The 18,242-nt window shown below is 64.0% G+C and carries 13 protein-coding genes and 1 tRNA gene; 9 read left to right on the forward strand and 5 right to left on the reverse strand.

The features are described 5' to 3' along the window. Positions 1-34: 34 nt before the first annotated feature. Together KF783_RS02870 and KF783_RS02875 are read left to right on the forward strand one after the other, a co-directional pair. Positions 35-111: transfer RNA gene (locus KF783_RS02870), tRNA-Arg, on the forward strand. A gap of 228 nt (positions 112-339) precedes the next feature. Beyond that, the gene (locus tag KF783_RS02875; RefSeq protein ID WP_294076415.1) at positions 340-960 is read left to right on the forward strand and encodes a hypothetical protein; all 621 of its coding nucleotides are present in this window, start codon (positions 340-342) and stop codon (positions 958-960) included. 253 nt (positions 961-1,213) lie between these two features. On the opposite strand, the gene KF783_RS02880 is transcribed toward KF783_RS02875, so the two are convergent. Genes KF783_RS02880 through KF783_RS02895 form a run of 4 tightly spaced genes read right to left on the reverse strand, consistent with a single transcriptional unit; the run spans position 1,214 to position 6,501 of the window. Continuing rightward, positions 1,214-2,374, reverse strand: coding sequence for an acyl-CoA dehydrogenase family protein (locus KF783_RS02880; protein WP_294076416.1), 1,161 nt, complete (start codon positions 2,372-2,374; stop codon positions 1,214-1,216). An 11-nt stretch (positions 2,375-2,385) separates the two neighbouring features. Then, positions 2,386-3,171 (reverse strand): SDR family NAD(P)-dependent oxidoreductase, encoded by a 786-nt coding sequence (locus KF783_RS02885; protein WP_294076418.1) that lies wholly within the window; start codon positions 3,169-3,171, stop codon positions 2,386-2,388. A gap of 35 nt (positions 3,172-3,206) precedes the next feature. Continuing rightward, a complete protein-coding gene (locus KF783_RS02890; protein WP_294076420.1) occupies positions 3,207-4,382 on the reverse strand; it encodes an acetyl-CoA C-acetyltransferase in 1,176 nt (391 codons plus the stop codon). After that, entirely contained in the window at positions 4,375-6,501 is a 2,127-nt protein-coding gene (locus tag KF783_RS02895) for a 3-hydroxyacyl-CoA dehydrogenase NAD-binding domain-containing protein (RefSeq protein ID WP_294076422.1), read from the reverse strand. Before KF783_RS02895 ends, KF783_RS02890 begins: the two co-directional genes overlap by 8 nt. A gap of 252 nt (positions 6,502-6,753) precedes the next feature. Between KF783_RS02895 and KF783_RS02900 the strand changes: the two genes are divergently transcribed. The 5 genes from KF783_RS02900 to KF783_RS02920 are packed head-to-tail and all read left to right on the forward strand — an operon-like array spanning position 6,754 to position 12,893. After that, positions 6,754-7,542, forward strand: a complete 789-nt coding sequence (locus KF783_RS02900; RefSeq protein ID WP_294076424.1) for an enoyl-CoA hydratase-related protein — start codon at positions 6,754-6,756, stop codon at positions 7,540-7,542. 37 nt (positions 7,543-7,579) lie between these two features. Beyond that, the gene (locus KF783_RS02905) at positions 7,580-9,157 is read left to right on the forward strand and encodes a long-chain-fatty-acid--CoA ligase (protein WP_294076425.1); all 1,578 of its coding nucleotides are present in this window, start codon (positions 7,580-7,582) and stop codon (positions 9,155-9,157) included. A 30-nt stretch (positions 9,158-9,187) separates the two neighbouring features. Continuing rightward, the gene (locus KF783_RS02910) at positions 9,188-10,771 is read left to right on the forward strand and encodes an acyl-CoA synthetase (protein ID WP_294076426.1); all 1,584 of its coding nucleotides are present in this window, start codon (positions 9,188-9,190) and stop codon (positions 10,769-10,771) included. Further along, complete coding sequence (locus KF783_RS02915; protein ID WP_294076428.1) at positions 10,768-11,748, forward strand: alpha/beta hydrolase fold domain-containing protein; 981 nt, start codon at positions 10,768-10,770, stop codon at positions 11,746-11,748. The genes KF783_RS02910 and KF783_RS02915 overlap by 4 nt, the downstream gene beginning before the upstream one ends. Beyond that, complete coding sequence (locus KF783_RS02920; RefSeq protein ID WP_294076430.1) at positions 11,748-12,893, forward strand: oxygenase MpaB family protein; 1,146 nt, start codon at positions 11,748-11,750, stop codon at positions 12,891-12,893. The genes KF783_RS02915 and KF783_RS02920 overlap by 1 nt, the downstream gene beginning before the upstream one ends. A 339-nt stretch (positions 12,894-13,232) precedes the next feature. Here the strand turns inward: KF783_RS02920 and KF783_RS02925 are convergent, their stop codons facing one another. Continuing rightward, positions 13,233-15,665: a TonB-dependent receptor gene (locus KF783_RS02925; protein ID WP_294076432.1), complete on the reverse strand. Its 2,433-nt coding sequence runs from the start codon at positions 15,663-15,665 to the stop codon at positions 13,233-13,235. A gap of 275 nt (positions 15,666-15,940) precedes the next feature. Between KF783_RS02925 and KF783_RS02930 the strand changes: the two genes are divergently transcribed. After that, positions 15,941-16,936, forward strand: a complete 996-nt coding sequence (locus KF783_RS02930) for a phosphotransferase family protein (RefSeq protein ID WP_294076433.1) — start codon at positions 15,941-15,943, stop codon at positions 16,934-16,936. A gap of 18 nt (positions 16,937-16,954) precedes the next feature. Beyond that, complete coding sequence (locus tag KF783_RS02935; protein WP_294076434.1) at positions 16,955-18,217, forward strand: acyl-CoA dehydrogenase family protein; 1,263 nt, start codon at positions 16,955-16,957, stop codon at positions 18,215-18,217. Positions 18,218-18,242 lie beyond the last annotated feature (25 nt).

Below are 18,242 nucleotides of genomic sequence, written 5' to 3' on the forward strand. Positions count from 1 at the left end.
CACCGCATCGCGCTTTGCTAGGCGCGTTGCCCACGCACCCGTAGCTCAGCTGGATAGAGCGCTGCCCTCCGAAGGCAGAGGCCACAGGTTCGAATCCTGTCGGGTGCGCCAAATTTTTCAATGACTTATCGTGCCATGTGCGCCGTTCGCCTTGCGGGGGTAAGGACCAGGGTAGGACGCGCCGCACGAATCGGGCTTGGATGGTCCTAAGCCTTGCAGAGGCTTCCCGCTGTCGCCTGAAGCGTCAAGCTGGCGGTTGGAATGGCGGCTTCTGGCGGCTCGCTCAAATGTCCGATTTGAGGGTGGGAAGCGGACAATCGCCTGAGTAGCATCGTCAGGATGGCCGGAGAGCACGCCAAGATTATTGCCGCCGCCGCCAAAGCAACCCTTGGGCCGATGGGCTTCAAGAGGCAGGGCCAAACGCGCCTTTGGATATTAGATCATGGGCTTTGGCTGAACACCGTAGGGTTCAGGCCAAGCCAGTGGTCGGTGAGTGTCGATCTTGATAACGCTGCCCATTGGCTGTGGGCCGGACACGGCTTCATGAGCCTAGACTACTTCGTTCGCGGATCACACGCGTCTTTTGAGGACGAGGATCAGTTCCGCGCAGCGGTTGCGCAGATTGCTGACGAAGCGGCATCCCGCGCCAAACAACTTGAAAGCCAATTCTTCTCGTTCGACGCAATCGCAGGTTTTGTGATCCAACAGGCGCTGGATAGCGAGAATATGCGCCCAAGTTGGTTCGGCTACAGAGCGGGGCTAGCTTGCGGCATTCTGGGGAAGCCGAAAAAAGCCGAAGACTTTCTGCGTGGCATCACTGACCCAAGGGTTGTTCCCCATGCGGCTCCATTTTTGGCGTTGGTCAGCAACCCGCTCGAATTTCGGTCAAGGGTCAACGAACTTGTCGCGCAACAGCGTGCCGCATTGAAGCTGCCCGCGTTGGAGTGCGATCCATTCTAAAGTCCGCCATGGCGTCGTTAGCGGAATGTCGGCTTTTTGCCAAAGTCTCGGCTGGCGAGCAGCCCGAAGCCAATTTCCAACTTCCTTAGCGCGGTCGCTCAACCGGCCCTTGCGTCCAACCAGCGCGCCACAGCTCATCGTCGGCTGGCTGTCATTAGCGTCGTTGAAGACGTCGTGATGGACGATGAGACCGGTTTCGACATCGACCACGCTCCGCATGCCCGACCGTTTCTCCGTTTCCCGGATATGCCGGTTAGGCGAGCATGCTCTGATATTTCTGGCTGAAGACATCGCGCCCGATGATCAGGCGCATCACCTCCGAACTGCCGGCAAGGATGCGGTTGATGCGCGCATCGGTGAACATGTGGCTGATGGGATATTCATCCATATAGCCATGGCCGCCGTGCAGTTGGACGCCCAGGTCCATCATCTTCCACTCGACCTCGGTGGTCAGCATCTTGGCCTTGGCGCCCATGTTGGATGTGAGCCGCCCGGCATTATGCTCGGCGACGCAATGATCGACATAGGTCTGGACCATGTCGATCTCGGCATCCATCTCGGCCATGCGAAACTGGGTGTTTTGCTGCTCGGAGAGCGGTTTGCCGAACAGGATGCGCTGCATGACATAGTCGCGCGTCACGTCGAAACCCCGCCGCGCATTGGCGGCGGCGCCGACGGCCGCGATCAGACGTTCCTCGGCGAGACCCTCCATCAGATGGTAGAAGCCCTTGCCGGGTTCTCCCAGCACATTGGCCTTGGGTACCTTCACATTGTCGAAGAAGAGTTCGGCGGTGTCCTGCGCCGAGAGACCCATCTTCTTGAGGTTACGACCGCGCTCGAAGCCTTCCATGCCGCGCTCGACGAGGAGGAGCACCATATCATGCTTCTTCTCGGCACCGACGGGCTTGGCCGCGACCACGACCAGATCGGCGTTGATGCCGTTGGAGATGAACGTCTTCGAGCCGTTGAGCAGATAGTGATCGCCCTGGTCCACGACCGTGGTACGCATGCCGGCGAGGTCCGATCCCGCACCCGCCTCGGTCATGGCGATGGCGAGGATCGTCTCGCCGCTGACGCACGACGGCAGGAAACGAAGACGCTGCTCCTCCGTGCCGAACCGCTGAAGATAGGGACCGACCAGACGGCTGTGCAGCGTATTGTACCAGCAGGCGCAGCCGGCGCGGACGGTCTCTTCGATGATGATCTGCTCGTAGCGGAAATCGTCATCGCCCATCCCGCCATATTTCTCGGCGGGCCAGATCATCAGGAAGCCCTGGCTTCCCGCCCTGCGGAAGATTTCGCGCGGCACAATACCGTCCTCGCGCCATTGCTCCATATGCGGGGCGACCTCGGCTTCGAGAAAGCGGCGATAGGCGTCGCGGAACATGATCTGTTCCTCGGTGAACTGGCGCATCGCCCGTCTCCTCAGCGCGGTGCCATGCGGATGGCGCCGTCGAGCCGCACACCCTCGCCGTTGAAATAGCCGTTCTCGATCATGAGAAGCGCGAGCGCCGCATATTCGGGCGGATTACCGAGACGCTTGGGGAAGGGGACCGACGCCGCCAGCGCGGCCTTCACATTGTCGGGCGCGGCAAGTAGCAGCGGTGTCGAGAAGATGCCGGGCAGGATCGTGTTGACCCGGATCCCCTCGGCCATCAGGTCACGGGCAAGCGGCAGGGTGAGGCTGACCACACCGCCCTTGGAAGCGGCATAAGCGGCCTGGCCCATCTGGCCGTCCTCAGCTGCGACCGAGGCGGTATTGACGATCGCGCCCTTCTCGCCGTCCTCGTCCAGCGGCTCGAGGCTCGCCATGCCGACCGCCGACTTGGCGGTGCAGCGGAAGGTGCCGATCAGGTTTATCTGGATGATCTTCTCGAAATCGGCGAGAGGGAAGTGCTTCAGGCTTCCGCTCGTCTTGTCGCGGCTCACCGTCTTGATCGCGTTGCCGATCCCCGCGCAATTGACGAGGATCCGCTCCTGGCCATGGGCCGCGCGCGCCTTGGCGAAGCCTGCATCGACCGAGGCATCTTCGGTCACATTGACGGCGCAGAAGGTACCGCCGATCTCGGCGGCGAGAGCCTCGCCCGCCTCTGCATTGAGGTCGAAGATCGCGACCTTGACGCCCTTCTCGGCGAGTGCGCGGGCGGTGGCGGCGCCAAGGCCGGAGGCGCCGCCGGTGATCACGGCGGCAATCGAATTATCCAGTTTCATTCCCTTGGTCCTCGGAATTTGGTCGATGAAAACGATCAGAGGCGTTCGACGATGGTGACGTTGGCGATACCGCCGCCCTCGCACATGGTCTGGAGACCGAAGCGCTTGCCGTGGCGGTGGAGTGCATGGACGAGCGTGGACATCAGCTTGGCGCCCGATGCGCCGAGCGGATGGCCGAGCGCGATCGCGCCGCCGTGGACGTTGAGCTTCGCCGGATCGGCTTCGAGTTCCCTCAACCAGGCGAGCGGGATCGGCGCGAACGCCTCGTTCACCTCATAAAGGTCGATATCGGCGAGCGAACGGCCAGCGCGTGCGAGCGCCCTGCGGGTGGCGTTGATCGGCTCCTCGAGCATGATGACGGGATCGCCTGCGGTCACCGTCAGGTTGTCGATCCGCGCGATCGGGGTCAGTCCGTGCGTCTTCAGTGCGCGCTCGTTGACGATGAGCACGCCCGACGCGCCGTCGCACATCTGGCTGGCATTGCCCGCGGTGATGATGCTGCCATCCATGACGGGCTTCAGACCGGCCAGCCCTTCCATCGAGGCATCGAGACGCAGGCCCTGATCGACTTTGTGGGTCATGGGCGCGCCGTCGGCGCCCGTCACCTCTATCGGCACGATTTCACGATCGAACGCACCGGCGGCAACCGCAGCTGCACCCTTGCGATGGCTTTCGAGCGCGAAGGTGTCAGCGATTTCGCGGCTAAAACCATATTTGGCGGCGATCATCTGCGCGCCGGTGAACTGGTCGAAACCCTTCACGCCGTAGCGGTCCTTGGCAGTATCGCTCCAGGGGCCGGTGCCGATGCCAGCCTGCGCATAGAGCGCGACCGTCGAGCCCATCGGCACGCGGCTCATGCTCTCGACGCCGGCGGCGATCACGATATCCTGCGTGCCGGACATCACCGCTTGCGCGGCGAACTGCACCGCCTGCTGCGAGGAACCGCATTGCCGGTCGATCGTGACGGCCGGAACGCTGTCGGGAAGCCTGGAGGCGAGGACCGCATTGCGGCCAACTTGTGTACTCTGCTCGCCGCCCTGGCCGACGCAGCCCATGATGACGTCCTCGATCGCAGCCGGATCGATGCCGGTCCGGTCGATGAGGGTGTTGAGGATATGGGCGGCAAGATCGGTCGGGTGGACGCCGGCGAGCGCACCATTGCGGCGCCCGCCGGCGAGGCGGGCGGCATCGACGATATACGCGTCAGACATGGGCGATTTCTTTCTGGACGGAAGGAGAGGAAGCAGGGGCGACCGCCTCATGGAGCGTCTCACCCGCCGTGACGAGGCGCCGCAGAAGCGGCGAAGGCGCGAAGGCCGGCCCATATTGGGCGGCCAGCGCATCGAGCGCGCCGACGATATTCGCCAGCCCCACCGTGTCGGCCCAGAACATCGGGCCGCCGGTATAGACCGGCCAGCCATAGCCGGCAATCAGTGCCATATCGATGTCGGATGCCCGCAACGCGATACCTTCGTCGAGGATTTTCGCGCCTTCGTTGACGACGACATAGAGCAGCCTCTCGATCAACTCCTGATCCGTGAAGTCGCGCCGCGCGATGCCCCTTTCGGCGGCGAGCGCGGTGATCACCTCGTCCGCGACCGGTGAGGGGGTGGGGCGGCGCTTCTCGTCATAATCGTAGAAGCCGCCATTCTTCTTCTGGCCCAGCCGGTCCCTGGCGACGAGATCGCCCATCAGTGTCCGTTCGCTCGAATCCCGACCGATCACGTCTAGACCGATGAGGTCGAGCATCTGGAAAGCGCCCATCGGGAAGCCATAGTCGGTCAGAACCTTGTCGATCTGCTGCGGACTCGCGCCTTCGAGTGCCAGCGCGTCGGCCTGGGCCATGCGCACGCCCATCGCGCGGTTGGCGATGAACCCGTCGCAGACGCCGGAGAGCACCGGCAGCTTGCCGATGCGCTTGGCGAGCTTCATGGCTGTCGCAATGACGATTGGCGAGGTCCGAACGCCGCGCACGACTTCAAGGAGCCGCATCACATTGGCAGGCGAGAAGAAATGCAGCCCCACGACATGCTGCGGGCGGTTGGTCGACCCTGCGATTTCATCGAGATCGAGGAAAGAGGTGTTGGACGCGAGGATGGCACCGGGCTTGGCCAGGCGGTCGAGCGTGGCAAAGACCTCCTTCTTGAGTGCCATGCTCTCGTACACTGCCTCGATGATCAGGTCTTTCGAGCTGAGGTCGGCAAGATCGAGCGAGGGGGTCAGTAGCGCCATGCGCCGTTCGACCTCATCCGCCGTCATCCGGCCCTTGGCGGCGGTCGCCTCATAGTTGCGGCGAATGACGCCGACGCCGCGATCGAGGGCTTCCCGGGCAGTCTCGACGATGGTGACGGGTATGCCGGCGTTGAGGAAGTTCATCGCGATGCCGCCGCCCATCGTGCCGGCGCCGATGACGCCGACCGAGGCGATATCGACTGCCGGCGTATCGCGGGGAAGATCGGGTACCTTGGCCGTCTCGCGCTCGGCGAAGAAGGCATAGCGCTGCGCTTCGGACTCGCGGCTGTGGAGCAGTTCGAGGAACAGGTCCTCCTCGCGCTTGAGGCCTGCTTCGAAGGGCAGCGCCACCGACGCCTCGATCGCCTTGATGATGCTGGCGGGCGCCTTGAAACCCTTGAGCAAGCCGGCATGTCGCGCGCGAAAGGTATCGAACAGCTCGGGGCGATCTCGATCGGCGACGATCTTGTCGTCGAGGTCGCGAATCCGTCGCCGGGGCGCATTCGAGGTGATGATTTGGCGCGCAAAGCCGCGCGCACCTCCCTCCAGATCCCCCTCTTGCGCCAGACGATCGACGATGCCGAGTGCTGCGGCTTTGGCGGCCCCGACGGGCTTGCCGCCGACGATCATGTCGAGCGCGGCCTCCACGCCGATCAGGCGCGGCAGGCGCTGCGTGCCGCCCGCGCCAGGCAACAGGCCCAGGGCGACTTCGGGCAGACCGAGCCTCGCGGAGGGAACGGCGATGCGCCAGTCGCAGGCGAGCGCCGTCTCCAGTCCGCCGCCCAACGCCGTGCCATGGATCGCCGCAATCACCGGGGCGCGTGAATTTTCGATCCGTTCGATGACGACATTGAGATCGGGCTGGATCGTGGGCTTGCCGAATTCGGTGATATCGGCGCCGGCGAAGAAGGTGCGCCCCTCGCAAATCAGGATGATCGCCTCGACGCCCGGCGTGGCGTTGGCCTGGTCGATCCCGTCGATGACCGCCGCACGCACGGCGAGGCCCAGAGCATTCACCGGCGGCGAGTCGATCCTGATCAGCGCGATCCCATCTTCGATATCCAATTTGCCCGGCGGCACGATCTCGCCCTCCCTCATGCGGTTTTGCTGCCCGACGCGGCTTCGGTGAGCCAATCCCTGCCGGGGGTTCGCTTTGCTGATGCATGATTTGCGTGCGCGATGGAAGTGATAATTATACGTGTAGTGAGTATGAGCTTGCGCGCGTGCGACTTTGCGACGAAAAGAGGTTTCGAACGTGCGGCCGGCTTCCCTTCACCCTCTATCACGTGATCGGCGGGACCCGTCCTCACCGTATATATAGGGACGAATCGGCGAGGAGCTTGTAAGGCGATGGGCAAGGCATATCGGACTATTCGTGTTGAGATAGAAAAGGGCGTGGCGACGTTAACGCTCGACCGACCGGCAGCGCTCAACGCCCTCACACTCGAAATGGCGGCGGAGATGTACGAAGCGGTAACGCACGTCGCCACAGATCCCACTGTCCGGGTGTTGCTGCTCACCGGCGCGGGCCGCGGCTTTTGCAGTGGCGCCGATCTGGGCGGGGATGCGGGCGGCGAAGCGGGCGACGTCGGCGAAAGCCTCGAACTCTATTTCAATCCGATGCTCGAGACGCTCTTCGCCATGCCCAAGCCCTTCATCGTCGCGGTCAACGGCCCCGCCGTGGGCGCCGGGTTCGGCATCGCGCTGGCCGGTGACATCGTGCTGGCGGCCAGATCGGCCTATTTCGTCCAGGCTTTCGTCAAGGTGGGCCTGGTCCCCGATCTCGGTTCCACGTGGCTGCTGCCCCGCCATGTCGGTCGCGCGCGCGCCATGGCGCTGATGATGCTGGGCGAGAAGCTGTCCGCGGAAACGGCGCGCGACTGGGGCATGATCTATGAAGTGGTCGATGATGACGCGCTGCTTTCGGCGGCGCGCGATCTTGCCGCCCGGCTCGCATGCGGTCCGACCCGCTCCTATGACATGCTGCGCCGCGCGGTCCGCTCGGGGTTGGAGGAACCGCTGAGCGCGACTCTCGCGCTGGAACGGGTCAACCAGCGCACCGCCGGCTTCACGCGCGATTTCGCCGAAGGCGTACACGCATTCGTCGAGCGGCGTGTCCCCACCTTTTCGGGCGAATAATCAGAGAGCGGATGAGAGACAGGTTGGCGAGGACGAGATGAAGGCGCGGTTCGAGACGTTGGGGGACATGGTCCGGCATCACGGCCAGGCGCGCGGCGAGGCCGTTGCGCTGAGTTTTGGCGGGCGGGACACGAGCTTCGCGCACTTTCAGGCCCATTGCGGCAGGGTCGCTGCGGGTCTCATTGCCGCCGGATGTCGGCATGGGTCGCGCGTCGCCTATCTCGGCAAGAACAGCGACCTGTTCTTCGAACTGCTGCTGGGCGCGGCGATGGTCGGCGTGGTGGTCGTGCCGCTCAACTGGCGGCTGTCGCAAGCAGAGCTGGAAGCGGTCCTCGGCGATGCCGAAGCCGAACTGCTCTTCGCGACCGCCGAATATCACGATCTCGCCCTGAAGATGGAGGTCCGGCACGCGGGGCTTCGGCGGGTGATTGAAATCGAGCATGGTTTGGATGCCGGTCGCCACTTCACGGCCTGGCGTGATGGCCAGCACCCCTTGGGCGATACCGGTATCATCGTCTCGCGCGCAGATGTCTTTCTCCAGCTCTACACGTCCGGAACGACCGGTAGGCCCAAGGGGGTGATGCTCACCCACGGTTCGGTGCTGGGCGTGCTGGAGGCGGCAGATCCCGTCAGGGAACCCTGGCGCATCTGGACACCCGACATGGTCGGGCTGGTCGCCATGCCCGTCTTCCACATCTCCGGCACAGGCTGGGGCCTGGGTTGCCTCTATGGCGGGGGCCGTTCGGTCATCCTGCCCGAATTCTCGATCCCCGGCGTCGAACATGCCATCGAAGCGCTTGGCGCCACCCATGTGATGATGGTCCCCGCTGCACTTCAGATGCTGATCGACAAATGGGAGGCCGGCGCGGGCAACTGGAGTTCGCTGCGCCAGATCGTCTACGGGGCAAGCCCCATGCCGCCCGCGCTGCTGCGGCGCAGCCTGGCGCTGCTCGGCTGCGACTTCGTCCAATATTACGGAATGACCGAGACGACGGGCAGCGTCGTCGCGCTGGCGCCGGAAGATCATCTGCGCGTCGTCGGGAACCGGCTCGCCTCGACCGGCCGGATCATGGCGGGCAATGCGATCCGCATCGCCGACGGCGCCGGGTCGGAGGTTGAATCCGGCACGGTCGGCGAGGTCTGGATCAAGACCCCCGGTACCATGCTGGGCTATTGGAACCTGCCGCAGGCGACCGTCGAGACGATCACGCCGGAGGGCTGGGTTCGCACCGGCGATGCGGGCTATCTCGACGCCGACGGCTATCTGTTCCTGTGCGACCGCATCAAGGACATGATCATTTCGGGTGGCGAGAATATCTACCCGATCGAGGTCGAGAATGTGCTCGCCAGCCATCCGGCGGTGGCAGAGGTCGCCGTGATCGGCGTGCCGGACGATCGCTGGGGTGAGACGGTCAAGGCGGTGGTCGTGCCAAAGGACGGCGCATCGGTCACGGCCGAGGCGCTGATCGCCTATGCGCGCAACGCGATTGCCGGCTACAAGGTGCCGCGCTCGGTCGATTTCGTGGGCCAGCTGCCGCGCAACTCTGCCGGCAAGATCCTCAAGCGCGAGCTGCGCGCGCCTTATTGGGTCGGGCGCGAACGCAGCATCGCCTGATCGCTTCCATCACCCTCGAAAGATCTGGCCATGCATCCTGCCATCCATGCCCGCACCACCCCCGACAAGCCTGCGGCCATCCTCGCCGAGAGCGGTGAGGCGATCAGCTATGGTGAGCTTGACCGCCGCTCCAACCAGGCCGCGCACCTCTTCAGGACAGCGGGCCTCGCGCGTGGCGACGTCGTCGCGCTGTTCCTTGAAAACCATCCACGCTTCTTCGAGCTTGCCTGGGGCGCGCAGCGCGCGGGGCTCTATCTGGTCTGCATCTCCTCCAAGGCCACAGCCGGCGAGGCGGAACATATTCTTGCCGATTCGGGCGCCAGATTGTTGATCACCTCCCCGGCGCTGGCGGCAGCGGCCTGTGAACTGCCCGCGCTTCTCCCGCACCTTCCGCGCTTCATGCTCGATGCGTCGGCGATGGGCTTTCGTTCATGGGAAACGGAAAGCGCCGTTATGCCCGGGACGCCGATCGCGGACGAGGCGAGCGGCGCCTTCATGCTCTATTCCTCGGGTACGACCGGCAAGCCCAAAGGGGTGCGGTGGCCTCTGCCCGAGGATCCGGACATCGCGACACCTCCGGTGCTCACCCTGCTTGCTTCGCAGCGCTTCGGCTTCGATGCCGATACCGTCTACCTGTCGCCGGCACCGCTCTATCATGCCGCGCCGCTCCACTGGTCGATGACCGTGCATCGCCTGGGCGGGACGGTCGTCATGATGAAGGCGTTCGACGCGCAAGGCGCGTTGGCGACCATCGAGCGCTATCGGGTCACCGCCAGCCAATGGGTGCCGACTCATTTCGTGCGGATGCTGAAGCTTCCCCAGGCCGTGCGCGCGGCCCACGATCTCTCCTCGCTTCAAGTGGCGATCCATGCCGCGGCGCCTTGTCCGGTGCCGGTCAAGCGGTCGATGATTGACTGGTGGGGGCCGATCCTGTTCGAATATTATTCCGGCACCGAGGGTAATGGCTGGGTGATGATCAACTGTGAGGACTGGCTCTCCCACCCCGGATCGGTCGGCAAGGCTGTGGTCGGCACACTGCACATCTGCGACGAGGCGGGCAACGATCTGCCCGTGCGCGCCGAGGGCATGGTCTATTTCGAGGGCGGGCCATCCTTCTCCTATCACAACGATCCCGCCAAGACCGCGGAGGCCGCCAACAAGCATGGCTGGACCACGCTCGGCGACATCGGCTGGGTCGATGAGGAGGGGTTCCTGTACCTCACCGACCGCAAGAGCTTCATGATCATCTCGGGCGGGGTGAACATCTATCCGCAGGAAATCGAGAATATCCTCGTCACCCACCCACGGATTGCCGATGCGGCCGTGGTCGGCGCGCCCGATCCGGATTTCGGCGAAAAGGTCGTGGCGGTGATCCAGCCGGTCGAATGGGCCGATGCTGGCGACGCCTTCGCCGAGGATATCCGGCAATGGCTGCGCCCGCAGATATCCGGCATCAAAATGCCACGTCAGATCGACTTCATGGCGGAACTGCCGCGCCAGCCGACAGGCAAGCTCTACAAGCGACTGATTCGGGATGCCTATTGGGCGAAGGCCGGCGAGGTCCCTGTCGGCTCGGTCAAACGCCCGGTGTCGAACGAGGAGGCATCGCGATGACCGATATCGCCTGGCTTGAGAGCCGCCCGGGTATCGGCGCCCGCTTCACCAACGCCTTGCTGCGCGCCACGCGTGCAAAAACCCCGCTGGACGTCGATAACCACCAGGCACTCATCGATGCGCGCCAGAAGCTCGACAAGCTCGACACGCTCATGGCCAAGCTGCGCCGCAAATCGTCACTGCCCTTTACCGCCCGCGAATCCGTTCTCGCTGGCATACCGGTCATGGAACTGACCGTCAGGGCGCCGCTTGCGCCCGCAACCGACGGGATTCTGCTCTTCATCCATGGCGGCGGCTTCTTCTTCCGCTCGCTCCACAGCCATATGTTGCTGGCCGCGCGTATTGCCGAACAGGCCGGTATCCGCCGCGTCATCCTGCCACTTTATTCGCTTGCGCCCGAAAGTCTTTTCCCGGTGGCGCGCGACGAATGCCGCCACGCCTATGGAGCGCTGCTCGCCAGCGGCATCGACCCCGATCGCCTCGCAATCGCCGCAGATTCGGCTGGTGCCGCGCTCGCGCTCGGTATGTTGGTCAAGGTGCGTGACGAGGGCCTTGCGATGCCGCGCGCGGTCGCGCTGCTGTCCCCGATGCTCGACCTTGGATATTCGGGCGATGCGATTGTCGCCAACGCGGCGCACGATCCGATGTTCGGGGGACAGCCCATGCCACCGCCGACTTATTATCTTGGGAATACCGATCCCCGCAGCCCGGAATGCTCGCCCCTGTTCGCCGATCTGTCCGGGCTTCCGGCCCTTTATGTGCAGGTCGGCAGCACCGAGCGATTGCTCGACGACAGCCTCCGCCTCGCCGATTCCAGGCATTCCGGAAACTTGCCCGTCGCGATAGAGGTCTGGAAGGAGATGCCGCACGTCTTCCAGGCTTATGATTTCCGCGAGGCCGCCCAGGCCCGTCGTCATATCGCCGCATTCTTTCGGAACATGGGGTTCGCGCGGCCCATGGCGACGGGAAGGGTTTGATGGATCGGGAATGGCCGGCGGCGCGAAGCCGACGCTCTTCGATTGTCGCGCAGTTCGGAGGTGAGCGGGCAGACCTCCTGCACCGGGCGTTGACGACCGGCGACCCGCTCGCCGACGCCGTGGCAGGCGCGATGCAGGCAGACCCAGCCATCCGTCAACAGATCGATCTCGGCCTGGTTCATGGCCTCGCCGCCGTACCGCAACCACACGACGCGGTGCGCGCACTCCTCACGGACACCGAGCGACGGCCCGACTACGTCGATGATGCGCTGCTCGAGCGCGGCTCGCGCCCCTTTCACAGCATGCCGCCCGCCGTCCATATCGTTTCACTGAGCGTCGGCGCTCTCATCCGTGTCTATCAATCGCCCTCGATCACTGTTGTCCTTGCCGGCACCGGCCGCCTCATCGACGGCGCTGAGCGCCGCATCCGCGAGACCGGGAAATGGCTCGGGACGGCGATGCTGCCCGGCGCGTTGGCGCCGGGTCAGGCGGGCTATGTCGCGACGATACGGGTACGCTTGCTCCATGCCCTCGTTCGCATGGGTGCGCGCCGGAAGGGATTCGACGAGACGAAGTTCGGTGTACCGCTCAACCAGGTCGATCTCGGACGCACATGGATGGACTTCACGCTTACCGCCTGGAGCGCGGAGGAAGAGATGGGCTTCGGCCTGACCAGCAGCGAGCTCGATCGGCTCTATCGTCTCTGGTGGTATGTCGGCCACCTGATGGGCGTCGATGCCCGCCTGATCGAGGGAATCTCGGCCCATGACCAGGCGAAGCGCGTTGATGACCTCTTCCAGGCAGTCACGGGACCACCCATCGCTCAATCTCCGCAGCTTGCCGCCGCCACGCTCGACAGCATCAAGAAAGAACTCAACGCCGCACTGAACGTCCCCGCGAAGCTCGGACTCCGTGCGCTCTGGAGTCTCGTGCGGCGATTTCATGGCGACCGTGTCGCCGACGAACTGGGAATCCCGGCGTCCCCGGTCAGCGATCCCGTAATCAGCGGCGCGATCGAGATCTGCCGCGCCCGCCGCTCGGCCGCGCGTCGTGACCCGGTCCGATGGGAGGCCGAAACCGACAGCAATATCGATGCCCTCAAAGGCGAACTCGCGGCTTTCGACAACGCAGAATATGAACGCTGAATCCGATATATTGCTTCCTGCCCAGATGTCTGCTCCGCTGCCTGGTGCTGCTGCCGAATGGGCGCGCTGTCCACCGCGCTCCGGACAACCGCCCGCTACGGCAAGTTCGGCGAGCCGCGGGCGGCACCGAAGCGACTAGGCTAGCTTCACCAAACAGCCTGACCAGTTTCTCGCATATCCGATAATATCGTGAACGCAGACCAGTCGGGGTGCGCCGAACGTCTCCGGCGCCCCCCTTCTACGCGTCTTGGCCGATATATATCCCGGTACGCCCTGACCACTGAAAGGCATCCTGACTTCTTAGGTTCAGCAGTTGCGAGCGGCCCGACCCGGTTCGGTTCAATAATCGAAAGCCAGTGTTGCGCCGACCGTTCGAGGCATGCCGGCCTGGCGTACGAGCGCATCGTTAATGCGCGTCGATGAATTCCAGTACCATTTGTCGGTGACGTTGCGAGCCCAGACGCTGAACCGCCACCCGCCGGTCTCGATCCCCGCGCGCAGATCGAGCAGGGCATAAGGCGCAACCCGCTCGACACTGTTGGGCATGAGACCGGTATAGGTGACGCCCTGGACTGTCAGGTTGCCGCCGAGGAACGCCTTCACCGAGGGCGTGAGCTGCCAGCGATATTGGGTGTCAAGCGCGCCCTGCACCCTGGGTGCGAGCGGGAAAGGCTCGCCCTTCAGATTGACCGGATTGCCGAGATAGTCATAGCTTGAGAAAGCGCTCAGCACCTTGCTGTCGGTGTAGGAAATGCTCGGGCTGATGGACAGGCCCGGGATCGGACGCCAGGACGCCGCCGCCTCGAAGCCGACAACGCGCGATTTCGGAATGTTGGCGAGCTTGAGCAGCGTGCCGAACAGCGGATCGACGAAGCGGGTCAGCGTCTGCTTGTTGCGATAGTCGTAATAGAAGCCCGCGATGCTCAGGTCGAGCGTGCGGTCGGCGAGGCTGGTCTTGATGCCCGCCTCATAGGCGGTGAGCTTCTCCTGAGTGACCGGATCCATCTCCGACTGGAGCGAATGGACAACGGTGGGGAAGCTGCCCGCCTTATAGCCGCGGCTGGCATTGGCATAAAGCAGCGTGTTGGGTGTGGCCTTGTAGTTGAGGCCGGCCCGCCAGCTGACATTGCTTTCACTCAGGCGATCGGTGCGGCAACCCATTGTGTAGGTTGGCGCAGCCCCGAATGAGAAGCAATCTGTGAGCCCTATCACCTGGCCGCTGGGCGGCAGGCCATAGAAATAACGCAGGGTGTTCTGGATGTCGGTGAACAAAGCCGCCGTCTGCCCGTCGCCGCCATCAAAGGCGCCGCCGGTGAAGTTGCGGATCGCGCGGGTGTAGCGGATGGCGCCCTGCGCGGTCAGCGTGTCGGTCAGCGGATATTCGACATTGGCGAAGACCGCCGAGGTCGCGATCCGCTGGTTCGTCTGCACATAATTGCCGGTGAGATGGTAGAGGCCGGAGCACGGGACGCCGACCCCCAGATTGCAGATGAACGGCGCGCCGATGAAGCCTTGCGAGCCGATCGGATCGACGATCTGGAACTGGTCGAACACGCGGTCATGTTCGTAGTTGCCGCCAAGCAGCCAGCTGCCCTTGCCACCGAAGGTGCCGGCCAGGCGCAGTTCCTGATACCAGCTCTTGACGTCGCCGCGCTGGATCGTGGTGAGGTCGGTCAGGGCCGTGCCGTCGCCCTCGACCGGCTGGTCGCGCTTGAAGTGCTGGTAGGAGGTGATCGAGGTCAGGCTGATGTCCGACGTCAGGTCGAAACTGAGCCTGAGGGTCGGATTGACGAAGCTGTTGCGCCGATGGAAGTCGGTATTGGAATCCCAATCGGCATAGCGGTTGCCGTGCGGCGCCGTCGGATAGGTCAGGAAATTATAGCCCTGATAGCTGCCGGACAGCGCGACGAACGGGGCGGCCGCCGGGCTGCTCAGCGCCGCGCCGAAAAATTGCGGTGCCGGCGTCTCGCCATGGTCGCGCCAGGCATTCAGCGTGAAGGTCGCGTGGAACATGCTCGCCGGATCCCATTGCAGAATGATGCGGCCGTTGAGCATGTCGTTGTCGCCGAGCCTGGCGTTGCGCGTATAGCTCTTCTGCCAGGCGCCACCCTCGTTGAACCGGAAGGCGATGCGCGTCTTCAGCGTATCGGTGATCGGACCCGAGACATGGCCCTCGCCATCGAAGCCGCCGAAATTGTCGATGCTGAGCTGGCCGCCATAGGATAGCCGGTCGGTCGGTCGTGCGGCGATGAAGTTGACGAGCCCGCCGGTCGAATTCTGTCCATACAGCGTACCCTGCGGACCCTTGAGCACCTCGACGCGCTCGAGGTCGAGCGCGACGCCGGCCGCCTCGGGGCCGAAGGGGATGGGTACTTCGTCACTATAGACCGTTACCGTCGGACCGGCGCCGAGCGAGGTCTCCTGGAAACCGATGCCGCGCAGCGTGAAAGTGTTGGTGCCGAATGGCGTGGTGCTGGCGGAGAAGCCCGGCACGAGCTTGACGAGATCCTTGGGGTTGGTGACGCCCGCATCCGATAATATCTGCGGCGTGATTGCCTGGATCGACATGCCGACGTCGCGCAGGCGCTCGCTCCGCTTCTGCGCGGTCACGATGATCTCGCCGGCCGAGTCCGGAGCCGTTGGCGTCGCGCTGTCCGTGGTCGATGTCGCACTGGCCGTTGGCACGCTCTGCGCCTGCGCGGCAGAGGCGATACCCGCCGCGCACAAACACAGCGCGGCGCGCGAAACGGTTCCTGTCAGACTGTTGATCACTTTCCTCTCCTGACTGTGGTGCGCTCTAACTTCTCGGGAGAGGCTCGCGATGGCGGGTTTTGCCCCGTCATCCATCATCGCCCTTTACCCCTCTCTTACTCTTAACTACACGTATAGGGAGTTAAGGGAAAGTGGTTTGTGCATCCCTGTCTCGCAACGCCGTGCCGCTACATGCCAGCAAAACCGCCAAGTCCTCGGGATGAAGGCCGAATTTTCGCCAAATACCGGTCAACATAGACCATATTTCTGAGAGAGTTCCCCATGAGAGAAAAGCTGTGAAAGACCGCCTGCAGGCCTATCTGCACAAGGCTCTGCCGGGCTTGCGCGGTGACCTCGATATCGAGTCGATTCCCGGCGGCCAGTCGAACCCGACATTCTTCGTAACCCAGGGCGAACAACGCATGGTGCTGCGCAAGCAGCCGCCCAATGCGCTGCCGTCGGCCCATGCCGTCGATCGCGAATACCGCATCATGAAGGCTCTTGCCGGCAGCGGGGTACCCGTACCTGAGGTGCTCAGCTTTTGCGACGACGCCTCGGTGCTCGGCACGCCCTTCTATTTGATGAAGCGTATCGAGGGCCGGGTGTTCAATGATCCGTCACTTCCGGATGTCGCACCCGATGATCGGCGCGACATGTATTTCGCGATGGCCGATACGCTCGCGGCGCTGCACGGCGTCGATTGGGAAGCCGCCGGTCTTGCCGATTTCGGGCGGCCCGGCAATTTCTTCGAGCGTCAGGTCGGCCGCTGGACCAAGCAATGGTCGGCATCCGGCGGCGAGCCGTCCGCCGATATTGACACTCTGATCGACTGGCTGCCGCGCCATATCCCGGCAAGCGATGTGACGACCATCGCTCATGGCGATTTCCGCATCGGCAACCTCATGTTCCATCCCACCGAACCGAAAGTGGTCGGAGTGCTCGACTGGGAACTCTCGACGCTAGGCCACCCTGCCGCCGATGTCGCCTATAGCGCGCTCGGCTGGCACCTGGGTCAGGCCGACTATATGGGCATTGCCGATCTCGATCTGGCCGCGTCCGGCATTCCGTCCGAACAGGACTATCTCGCCCGCTATCGCGGCGCGGCGACGCATGACTTTTTGGTCGAGCCCTTCCACTTCGCCTTCTCGCTCTTCCGGCTGGCGGTGATCTTCGAAGGCATTGCCGCGCGCGCCCGGGTCGGGACGGCCAGCGCCGACAACGCGTCCGATGTCGGCCGTCTTGCCGGGCGCTTCGCCAGGCTCGCGGTAGAACATGCCTCCTCCTCCCTTTGATCGACAAGGATTGCCGTCATGGATTTCGACTATTCGCCGCGCGTCGCGGAATTGAGGGCGCGAATGGGCGCGTTCCTCGAGACCTATGTGCTGCCGCACAATCGCGCATGGACGCATGAGACCGAGAAGGGACGCTTCCCTTCGCAGATCATGGCGCCGCTAAAGGATCTCGCGCGCTCGGAAGGTCTATGGAATCTGTTCCTGCCCACCCTTCGCGAGGACGAGCCGGGTACGCGGCTCACCAATCTGGAGTTCGCGCCGCTCGCCGAGCAGATCGGCCGCATGCCCTGGTCGGCCGAAGTGTTCAACTGTTCGGCGCCTGACACCGGCAATATGGAATTGCTGCACCTCTTCGCGACGCCGGAGCAGCGCGAACTTTGGCTCGACCCACTGCTGGCGGGCGCGATCCGGTCCTGTTTCGCCATGACCGAACCCGATGTCGCCTCGGCCGATGCAACCAATCTCCAGACCCGGATCCGACGCGATGGCGATCATTATGTCATCAACGGCCGCAAATGGTTCACGACCGGCGCGATCCACCCGCTGTGCAAGGTTTCGATCGTCATGGGGATCACCAATGACGACGAGGCCGCCCCGCCCCATGAGCGCCATTCGATGGTGCTCGTGCCGATGGACACCCCGGGCCTCACTGTCGTGCGCAATGTGCCGGTTCTCAACCACCTCGCCGTCGAGGGCCATTGCGAGGTCCTCTACAAGGATGTCCGGGTCCCGGTGGCGAACCTGCTCGGCCAGGAGGGGGCGGGCTTCGCCCTCGCCCAGGCGCGGCTCGGGCCGGGCCGCATCCACCACTGCATGCGCACCATCGGCCAGTGCGAACTGGCCCTCGACCTCATGTGCGAGCGCGCGCTCGAACGGCGGGTCTTTGGCCGGCACTTGTCCGACTATGCGAACATCCAGGACTGGATCGCACTCTCGCGGATCGAGATCGACCAGGCGCGCCTCCTCGTGCTCCGCGCGGCCTCCAAGCTCGACACCCAAGGCAACAAAGCCGCCAAGATCGATGTCTCCGCAATCAAGGTGGTCGCGGCCGGGCTCCAGACGCGGGTGCTCGATCGCGCGGTCCAGGTGTTCGGTGCGATGGGACTCACCAACGATACGCCACTCGCCGGCTTCCTGAGCTGGGCGCGGGCGTTGAGGTTCGTGGACGGTCCCGACGAGGTCCATCTGCGCATAATCGCGCGCAATGAGATTGGCCGGATCAAGAAGGACCTGGGAAGCCGAGCCCTTTACTACACGCCCCCTGAAACTGGTCATTATTGACCCGATGTGCTGATGGAAGGGTCGT

This window comes from Sphingomonas sp. (assembly GCF_019635455.1).
GTDB lineage: Bacteria > Pseudomonadota > Alphaproteobacteria > Sphingomonadales > Sphingomonadaceae > Sphingomonas.

Bases quoted from the DNA above. Each gene is read 5' to 3' on its own strand.
- KF783_RS02890 (WP_294076420.1), bottom strand. From the start codon at position 4,382: ATGTCTGACGCGTATATCGTCGATGCCGCCCGCCTCGCCGGCGGGCGC.
- KF783_RS02895 (WP_294076422.1), bottom strand. From the start codon at position 6,501: ATGAGGGAGGGCGAGATCGTGCCGCCGGGCAAATTGGATATCGAAGAT.
- KF783_RS02875 (WP_294076415.1), top strand. From the start codon at position 340: ATGGCCGGAGAGCACGCCAAGATTATTGCCGCCGCCGCCAAAGCAACC.
- KF783_RS02885 (WP_294076418.1), bottom strand. From the start codon at position 3,171: ATGAAACTGGATAATTCGATTGCCGCCGTGATCACCGGCGGCGCCTCC.
- KF783_RS02910 (WP_294076426.1), top strand. From the start codon at position 9,188: ATGCATCCTGCCATCCATGCCCGCACCACCCCCGACAAGCCTGCGGCC.
- KF783_RS02915 (WP_294076428.1), top strand. From the start codon at position 10,768: ATGACCGATATCGCCTGGCTTGAGAGCCGCCCGGGTATCGGCGCCCGC.
- KF783_RS02920 (WP_294076430.1), top strand. From the start codon at position 11,748: ATGGATCGGGAATGGCCGGCGGCGCGAAGCCGACGCTCTTCGATTGTC.
- KF783_RS02935 (WP_294076434.1), top strand. From the start codon at position 16,955: ATGGATTTCGACTATTCGCCGCGCGTCGCGGAATTGAGGGCGCGAATG.
- KF783_RS02880 (WP_294076416.1), bottom strand. From the start codon at position 2,374: ATGCGCCAGTTCACCGAGGAACAGATCATGTTCCGCGACGCCTATCGC.
- KF783_RS02900 (WP_294076424.1), top strand. From the start codon at position 6,754: ATGGGCAAGGCATATCGGACTATTCGTGTTGAGATAGAAAAGGGCGTG.
- KF783_RS02905 (WP_294076425.1), top strand. From the start codon at position 7,580: ATGAAGGCGCGGTTCGAGACGTTGGGGGACATGGTCCGGCATCACGGC.